Source organism: Polaribacter sp. YIW18, assembly GCF_057219325.1.
Window position 1 is genome coordinate 172,789 of sequence record NZ_JBXVVE010000007.1, and the last position, 9,443, is coordinate 182,231.

Sequence of the window (9,443 nt, forward strand, 5' to 3'; positions counted from 1 at the left end):
TTTAAAAACAATTAAAATGGCAGATTTAAAAGATTTCGCAGAACAATTAGTTAACTTAACAGTAAAAGAAGTTAACGAATTAGCTACTATCTTAAAAGATGAGTATGGTATTGAGCCTGCAGCAGCAGCAGTAGCAGTAGCAGGACCAGCAGCAGGTGGTGCTGACGGTGGTGCAGATGAGCAAACAGAATTTGATGTAATCTTAAAAGCAGCAGGTGGTTCTAAACTTGCAGTTGTAAAATTAGTTAAAGAATTAACTGGTTTAGGATTAAAAGAAGCTAAAGGTATCGTAGATAGCGCACCAGCTGCAGTTAAAGAAGGTGTTTCTAAAGACGAAGCTGAAGGTTTAAAAGCATCTTTAGAAGAAGCAGGAGCTGAGGTAGAGCTTAAGTAAGCTATTACTCCCGATTTCGAATTATCGAAAAACGGGAAAACAAATTTAGGTTTAGGTACTAAAAATAACAGTTTTTAGGCCTAAACCATTTTGTGTATATATTCGTTCTTTATTTTAATTCAGATTTTAATCAAAAAAATATTCTCTTTTGGCAACGAAAAACACTACTGAAAGAATCAACTTCGCAACTTCTCAAATGATAAAAGAATATCCAGACTTTTTGGATATTCAGGTAAAATCTTTTCAAGATTTTTTCCAACTTCAAACAAAGGCAGAAGAAAGAGGTGAAGAAGGTTTGTACAAAACCTTTATGGATAACTTTCCAATTACAGATACAAGAAATCAATTCGTATTAGAATTTTTAGACTACTTTGTAGACCCACCAAGATACTCTATACAAGAATGTATAGAAAGAGGTCTTACACACAGTGTTCCTCTAAAGGCACGTTTAAAATTATACTGTACAGATCCAGAACACGAAGATTTCGAAACTATTGTACAAGACGTATATCTTGGTACAATTCCTTACATGACAAACTCTGGTACCTTTGTAATTAATGGTGCAGAGCGTGTGGTGGTTTCTCAATTACACAGATCTCCTGGTGTATTCTTTGGGCAATCTTTCCATGCAAACGGTACAAAATTATATTCTGCAAGAGTTATTCCTTTTAAAGGATCTTGGATAGAATTCGCTACCGATATCAATCAAGTAATGTATGCTTATATTGATAGAAAGAAAAAATTACCAGTAACAACATTATTTAGAGCCATTGGGTTCGAGAGAGATAAAGATATATTAGAAATTTTTGATCTTGCAGAAGAAGTAAAAGTTTCTAAAGCTGGATTAAAAAAAGTATTAGGTAGAAAACTTGCGGCTAGAGTTTTAAAAACTTGGCATGAAGATTTCGTAGATGAAGATACAGGAGAAGTTGTATCAATCGAAAGAAACGAAATTGTTTTTGATCGTGATACAATCTTAGAAAAAGACCATATTGATGAAATAATTGATGCAGGTGCCAAAACAGTATTACTTCATAAAGAAGATAATCAAATGGCAGATTATGCAATTATTCATAACACATTACAAAAAGATCCTACAAACTCAGAAAAAGAAGCTGTAGAACATATCTATAGACAATTACGTAATGCAGAACCGCCAGATGAGGAAACTGCAAGAGGTATTATAGATAAGTTATTCTTCTCTGAACAACGTTATAATTTAGGTGAAGTTGGTCGTTTTAGAATGAACACAAAACTTCAGTTAGATGTTGATATGGATCAAAAAGTATTAACAAAACTAGATATTATTACAATTATCAAGTTTTTAATACAATTGATCAACTCTAAAGCAGAGGTAGATGATATTGATCACTTATCTAACAGACGTGTAAGAACTGTAGGAGAGCAATTAGCCGGTCAGTTTGGTGTTGGTTTAGCACGTATGGCTAGAACAATACGTGAGCGTATGAATGTACGTGATAACGAAGTGTTTACACCAATCGATTTAATTAATGCAAAAACATTATCATCTGTAATTAACTCATTCTTTGGTACCAACCAATTATCTCAATTTATGGACCAAACCAATCCATTAGCAGAGATTACTCACAAGCGTAGATTATCTGCACTTGGACCAGGTGGTTTATCTAGAGAAAGAGCAGGTTTTGAGGTGCGTGACGTACACTATACACACTATGGTCGTTTATGTCCGATTGAAACCCCAGAGGGACCAAACATTGGTTTAATTTCTTCTCTATCAGTATTTGCTAAGGTAAATAATTTAGGGTTTATAGAAACTCCTTACAGAAAAGTAGAAAACGGTGTTGTAGCTGGTAAAGAGCCTATTTATTTAAGTGCAGAAGAAGAAGAAGGTATGAAAATTGCCCAATCTAATTTAGAACTTAAAGAAGATGGCGCTATTGTTTTAGATAGAGTTATTGCTCGTGAAGAAGGAGATTTCCCTGTTGTTAATCCTGAAGAGATTAATTATATGGATGTGGCTCCAAATCAAATTGCCTCTATATCTGCATCTTTAATACCATTTTTAGAGCATGATGATGCAAACCGTGCATTAATGGGATCTAACATGATGCGTCAAGCAGTACCATTATTACGCCCAGAATCTCCTATTGTAGGAACTGGTTTAGAAAGAAGAGTTGCAAAAGATTCTCGTATTTTAATAAATGCAGAAGGAGAAGGTGTAGTAGAATATGTAGATGCAAATAAAATAACCATTAAGTACGATAGAACAGAAGAAGAAAAAATGGTAAGTTTTGATTCTGATCAAGTTTCTTACGACTTAATTAAGTTTAGAAAAACCAACCAAGGTACTTCTATTAACCTGAAACCAATTGTAGAAAAAGGAGACAGAGTTACAGAAGGTCAAGTACTTTGTGAAGGTTATGCAACACAAAAAGGAGAATTAGCTTTAGGTAGAAATATGAAAGTAGCCTTTATGCCTTGGAAAGGGTATAACTTTGAGGATGCAATTGTAATTTCAGAAAAAGTAGTTCGCGAAGATATATTTACATCTATTCATATTGATGAGTATTCTTTAGATGTTAGAGATACAAAATTAGGAACAGAAGAGTTAACTAATGATATTCCTAACGTTTCTGAAGAAGCAACCAAAGACTTAGATGAAAATGGAATGATAAGAATTGGAGCAGAAGTAAATCCTGGTGATATCTTAATTGGAAAAATTACCCCAAAAGGAGAATCTGATCCAACTCCAGAAGAAAAATTATTACGCGCTATTTTTGGTGATAAAGCAGGTGATGTAAAAGACGCATCATTAAAAGCTTCGCCATCATTAAGAGGGGTAGTAATCGATAAAAAATTATTTAAAAGAGCGGTAAAAGATAAAAACAAAAGATTAAGAGATAAAGAAGCATTAGCAACTTTAGAGCAATCTTTCGTTTCTAAATTCGAAACTTTAAAAGATCAATTAATAGAAAAGTTATTTGCACTAATTAGCGGAAAAACATCGCAAGGTGTATTTAACGATTTAGGTGAAGAAGTTTTACCAAAAGGTAAAAAATACACCCTAAAAATGTTAAATTCTGTAGACGATTATGTTCACTTAACAGGTTCTTGGACAACAGATAGCGACTTAAATAAATTAGTTGGTGAGTTAGTTCATAATTATAAGATTAAAGTAAACGATTTACAGGGTTCTTTACGTCGTCAAAAATTTACAATCTCTGTAGGAGATGAATTACCAGCCGGAATTTTAAAACTTGCTAAAATTTACATTGCTAAAAAACGTAAATTAAAAGTAGGAGATAAAATGGCAGGTCGTCATGGAAACAAAGGTATTGTTGCACGTATTGTAAGAGCAGAAGATATGCCTTTCTTAGAAGACGGAACTCCAGTAGACATAGTTCTTAACCCATTAGGGGTACCATCTCGTATGAATATTGGTCAAATTTACGAAACTGTTCTAGGTTGGGCAGGTCAAAAATTAGACAAAAAATATGCAACACCTATTTTTGATGGAGCGTCTTTAGACGAAATCAATAAATATACAGATGATGCAGGTGTACCAAGATTTGGACACACTTATTTATATGATGGAGGAACAGGAAAACGTTTTGATCAACCAGCAACAGTTGGGGTAATTTATATGATTAAATTAGGACACATGATTGAAGATAAAATGCACGCGCGTTCTATTGGTCCTTACTCATTAATTACACAACAACCATTAGGTGGTAAAGCACAATTTGGGGGTCAGCGTTTTGGAGAGATGGAAGTTTGGGCACTTGAAGCTTATGGAGCATCGAGTATCTTAAGAGAAATCTTGACTGTTAAGTCTGATGATGTTATGGGTAGAGCTAAAACATACGAAAGTATTGTGAAAGGTGAAGCTATGCCAGAACCAGGTTTACCAGAATCATTTAACGTATTAATGCACGAATTGAAAGGTTTAGGATTAGACGTTAGATTAGAAGAATAATTTTTAATAGTTGGTAGTTGTTAGTGCTTAGTTATTGGTTTCAATCCTTTAATTAGAATTTTGAGAGTCACAACTAAAAACTAACAACTAAAAACCAAAAACTATATAAAAGAACATGGCAAGAAAACAAGAAAAGTACACTGTAAAAAAGTTTAATAAAATCTCAATTGGTTTATCATCACCAGAAGCAATATTAGAAGTTTCTAAAGGTGAAGTTTTAAAACCAGAAACTATAAATTACCGTACACACAAGCCAGAAAGAGATGGTTTGTTTTGTGAGCGTATTTTTGGTCCTGTAAAGGATTATGAGTGTGCTTGTGGAAAATACAAAAGAATTCGTTATAAAGGGATTGTTTGTGATAGATGTGGGGTAGAAGTTACCGAAAAGAAAGTACGTAGAGATAGAGTAGGGCACATCAACTTGGTAGTTCCTGTAGCTCATATTTGGTACTTTAGATCATTACCTAACAAAATGGGATACCTTTTAGGTTTACCATCTAAAAAGTTAGATATGATTATCTATTACGAACGTTATGTTGTAATTCAACCAGGTATTGCTAAAAATGTAGAAGGAGAACCATTACAAAAAATGGATTTCTTAACAGAAGAAGAATACTTAGATATTGTTGATGAATTACCACAAGAAAATCAATATTTAGAAGACACAGACCCAAATAAATTTATTGCTAAAATGGGTGCTGAGTGTTTAATAGACTTATTGGCTAGAATCGATTTAGACCAATTATCTTTCGATTTAAGACACAAAGCAAATACAGAAACTTCTAAACAACGTAAAACAGAAGCATTAAAACGTTTAAATGTTGTAGAAGCATTTAGAGATTCTCAAAAAAATAGAGAAAACAATCCTGAGTGGATGATCATGAAGGCAATACCGGTAATTCCACCAGAATTACGCCCTCTAGTGCCTTTAGATGGTGGTCGTTTTGCAACCTCAGATTTAAATGATTTATATAGAAGAGTAATTATTAGAAACAATCGTTTAAAAAGATTGGTAGAAATAAAAGCTCCAGAAGTTATTTTACGTAATGAAAAACGTATGTTACAAGAATCTGTAGATTCATTATTTGATAACACACGTAAATCATCAGCAGTAAAAACAGAATCTAACAGACCATTAAAATCTTTATCAGATTCATTAAAAGGTAAACAAGGTCGTTTCCGTCAAAACTTATTAGGAAAACGTGTAGATTATTCAGCACGTTCTGTAATTGTAGTTGGGCCAGAAATGAAATTGTCTGAATGTGGATTGCCAAAAGATATGGCAGCAGAACTTTACAAACCTTTCGTAATTAGAAAATTAATAGAAAGAGGAATTGTTAAAACTGTAAAATCTGCTAAGAAAATTATAGATAGAAAAGAACCCGTTGTTTGGGATATTTTAGAAAATGTAATTAAAGGACATCCTGTTTTATTAAATAGAGCTCCTACTTTACACAGGTTAGGTATCCAAGCTTTTCAACCAAAATTAATTGAAGGAAAAGCAATACAATTACACCCATTAGCATGTTCTGCATTTAATGCCGATTTTGATGGAGATCAAATGGCGGTTCATTTACCATTAGGACCAGAAGCTATTTTAGAAGCACAATTATTAATGTTAGCTTCTCATAATATCTTAAACCCGGCAAATGGCGCCCCAGTAACTGTACCTTCTCAAGATATGGTACTTGGGTTATATTATATGACTAAAGAAAGAAAGTCAACCAAAGATGTTCCTATTAAAGGAGAAGGGTTAACATTCTATTCGCCAGAAGAAGTAACAATTGCTTTTAACGAGCAACAAGTAGACCTAAATGCTGGTATAAAAGTTAGAACTCAAGATATAGACGAAAACGGAGAGCAAGTAACTAAAATTATAGAAACTACTGTAGGTAGAGTTTTATTTAATGAAAAAGTACCTGCTGAAGCTGGATATATTAATGAGGTATTAACTAAGAAAAACTTAAGAGGAATTATTGGTGGAATTTTAAAAGCTACAGATATTCCTACAACAGGTGCTTTCTTAGATGAAATAAAAAATATGGGATATAAATTTGCCTTTGAAGGCGGTTTATCATTCTCATTAGGAGATATTATTATTCCTGCAGAAAAACAATCTATGATTGATGAAGCCAACAAAGAGGTGGACATGATTGTAGGAAATTATAACATGGGTATGTTAACGCAAAAAGAGCGTTACAATCAGGTAATTGATGTTTGGGGTTCTACCAACAATAGATTAACTGAATTATCTATGAAAAACTTAAGAGAAGACCAACAAGGTTTTAACTCTGTATATATGATGCTAGATTCTGGTGCAAGGGGTTCTAAAGAACAAATACGTCAGTTAACTGGTATGCGTGGTTTAATGGCAAAGCCTAAAAAATCTACTGCAGGTGGTGGAGAAATTATTGAAAACCCAATTCTTTCTAACTTTAAAGAAGGTTTATCAATCTTAGAATACTTTATCTCTACACACGGTGCTCGTAAAGGATTAGCAGATACCGCTTTAAAAACCGCAGATGCAGGTTACTTAACACGTAGACTGGTAGATGTATCTCAAGACGTTATAATTAACGAAGAAGATTGTGGTACATTAAGAGGTTTAGAAGTAGCTCCTTTAAAGAAAAACGATGAAATTGTAGAATCTTTAGCAGACAGAATAGAAGGTAGAGTTTCTTTAAACAATGTTTATCACCCAATTACAGACGAAATCTTATTAGAAGCTAACCAAAGAATTACTTCTCAATTAGCAGAAGCCGTAGATAAATCGGGTATAGATACTGTAGAAGTAAGATCTCCATTAAGTTGTGAATCTTCTAAAGGGATTTGTGCAAAATGTTATGGACAAAGTTTATCTACACTTAATAAAGTTCAAATTGGTGAAGCAGTTGGTGTAATTGCAGCACAATCTATTGGAGAGCCAGGTACACAGTTAACATTACGTACATTCCACGTTGGTGGGGTTGCAGGTAACATTTCTGAAGATAATAAGTTAACCGCTAAATTTGAAGGTAAAGTTGTTATAGACGATTTAAGAACTGTTGTAGGTAAAGATAACGAAGGTAATGAAGTTGATATTGTAATTTCTAGAACAGCAGAAATTAAAATTATAGACAAGAAAACAGGAATCACGTTAAGTACTAATATTATTCCTTATGGTTCTATCATTTTTGATAAAGACAGAAAATCTATCAAAAAAGGAGATGTAATTGTACAATGGGATCCATTTAACGGTGTAATTGTTTCAGAATTTTCTGGAAAAGTGAAGTTTGATAATTTAGAGCAAGGTATGAACTATGCTGTAGAAATTGACGAACAAACAGGTTTCCAAGAAAAAGTAATTACAGACTCTAAGAATAAGAAAATTATAGCTTCTTTAATTATAGAAGATAAAGATGGTAATGCCCTACGATCTTACAGTTTACCAGTTGGTGCACATTTAATGGTCAATGACGGAGACACTGTAGAAAGTGGTAAAACATTAGTAAAAATACCTAGAAAATCTGGTAAAGCAGGTGATATTACAGGAGGTTTACCACGTGTAACAGAATTATTTGAAGCACGTAACCCTTCTAATCCATCTGTAGTTTCAGAAATTGATGGTGTAGTTTCTTTCGGAAAAATTAAACGTGGTAATAGAGAAATTATCGTTGAATCTAAAACAGGAGAAATTAGCAAGTATTTAGTAAAACTTTCTAACCAAATCTTAGTTCAAGAAAACGACTTTATTAAAGCGGGTATGCCATTATCTGATGGAGCAACAACACCTTCTGATATTTTAAGAATTAAAGGACCCTCTGCAGTACAAGAGTACTTAGTAAATGAAATACAAGAAGTATATCGTTTACAAGGTGTAAAAATTAATGACAAACATTTCGAAGTTGTAGTTCGTCAAATGATGCGTAAAGTTAAAATTATAGATTCTGGAGATACATTATTCTTAGAGAATCAATTAATTCATAAAAACGACTTTATCGAAGAAAATGATGCAATTTACGGAATGAAAGTTGTTGAAGATGCGGGTGATTCTGAAAACTTAAAACCAGGTCAAATAATTTCTGCACGTCAATTAAGAGATGAAAATTCTTTATTAAGAAGAAACGATCAGAACTTAGTAGTAGCAAGAGAAGCAAGACCTGCAACAGCAGAACAAGTTTTACAAGGTATTACTAGAGCGTCATTACAAACCAAATCGTTTATTTCTGCAGCTTCTTTCCAAGAAACTACAAAAGTATTAAACGAAGCAGCTGTAAATGGTAAAATAGATACTTTAGAAGGCTTAAAAGAAAATGTAATTGTTGGTAAGAAAATACCAGCAGGTACAGGAATGAGATCTTACGATAAAATTATTGTAGGACCCAAAGATGAGATAGAACAAAGTTTCTAAAAAAAAAACGTGTAAACGTTTAAATATTTAAAAGTTGAATTGTTTACTGTAATTTTATTACACTATTCAATTCAACTTTTTTTTTGTCATTCCTGCGTAGGCAGGAATCCATAATATGAAAGTTTTAGATTCCTGCTTTCGCAGTAATGACATTTCGTTTTTAAGAATACAAGAGAAAATTACACAAGTAAACAAATTAACATTTAAATATAGAATAAATGGAAGAAAATCAAAATAAAGACGGCCAATTAAATATAGAGTTAGATCAAGAGGTTGCAGAAGGAACGTATTCTAACTTAGCAATCATCAACCATTCTGTATCAGAATTTATTGTAGATTTTATTAATATAATGCCAGGTGTACCTAAAGCAAAAGTAAAATCAAGAATTATTTTAACACCACAACACGCTAAAAGACTTACCAAAGCTTTAGCAGATAATGTTAGAAAATTTGAACAAGCACATGGTGAGATAAAAGACTATGAACAACCACCAATACCTATGAATTTTGGACCTACAGGTAAGGCATAATAAAAAAAGCGAAACTTTTAAGTTTCGCTTTTTTTATTTTTATATATGTCACGTCCTAACATAGTGTTACACCTAAACATTATATTTATGGATTCAAATTACAAAAAACGTACACAAAAAGATTACAGTTTAAGTCTAAAACTTCAGATAGTACAAGAGATTGAACAAGGT

Annotated in this window: 4 protein-coding genes; all 4 read left to right on the top strand. The window is 32.8% G+C overall.

The features are described 5' to 3' along the window. Positions 1 to 16 precede the first annotated feature (16 nt). The 4 genes from rplL to AC2D6T_RS09225 all read left to right on the top strand — a co-directional run bounded on the left by rplL (position 17) and on the right by AC2D6T_RS09225 (position 9,272). Positions 17 to 394, top strand: a complete 378-nt coding sequence (gene rplL, locus AC2D6T_RS09210; protein WP_298948522.1) for a 50S ribosomal protein L7/L12 — start codon at positions 17 to 19, stop codon at positions 392 to 394. A gap of 148 nt (positions 395 to 542) precedes the next feature. Further along, positions 543 to 4,352: a DNA-directed RNA polymerase subunit beta gene (gene rpoB, locus AC2D6T_RS09215; protein WP_438988806.1), complete on the top strand. Its 3,810-nt coding sequence runs from the start codon at positions 543 to 545 to the stop codon at positions 4,350 to 4,352. 115 nt (positions 4,353 to 4,467) lie between these two features. Continuing rightward, positions 4,468 to 8,742, top strand: a complete 4,275-nt coding sequence (rpoC, locus tag AC2D6T_RS09220; protein WP_484681283.1) for a DNA-directed RNA polymerase subunit beta' — start codon at positions 4,468 to 4,470, stop codon at positions 8,740 to 8,742. Positions 8,743 to 8,960: 218 nt separating this feature from the next. Beyond that, positions 8,961 to 9,272, top strand: a complete 312-nt coding sequence (locus AC2D6T_RS09225) for a DUF3467 domain-containing protein (RefSeq protein WP_484681284.1) — start codon at positions 8,961 to 8,963, stop codon at positions 9,270 to 9,272. The last annotated feature ends 171 nt before the right edge of the window (positions 9,273 to 9,443 follow it).

Excerpts from the sequence above, each read along its gene's own strand:
- rplL (WP_298948522.1), top strand. The coding sequence starts at position 17 with ATGGCAGATTTAAAAGATTTCGCAGAACAATTAGTTAACTTAACAGTA.
- rpoC (WP_484681283.1), top strand. The coding sequence starts at position 4,468 with ATGGCAAGAAAACAAGAAAAGTACACTGTAAAAAAGTTTAATAAAATC.
- AC2D6T_RS09225 (WP_484681284.1), top strand. The coding sequence starts at position 8,961 with ATGGAAGAAAATCAAAATAAAGACGGCCAATTAAATATAGAGTTAGAT.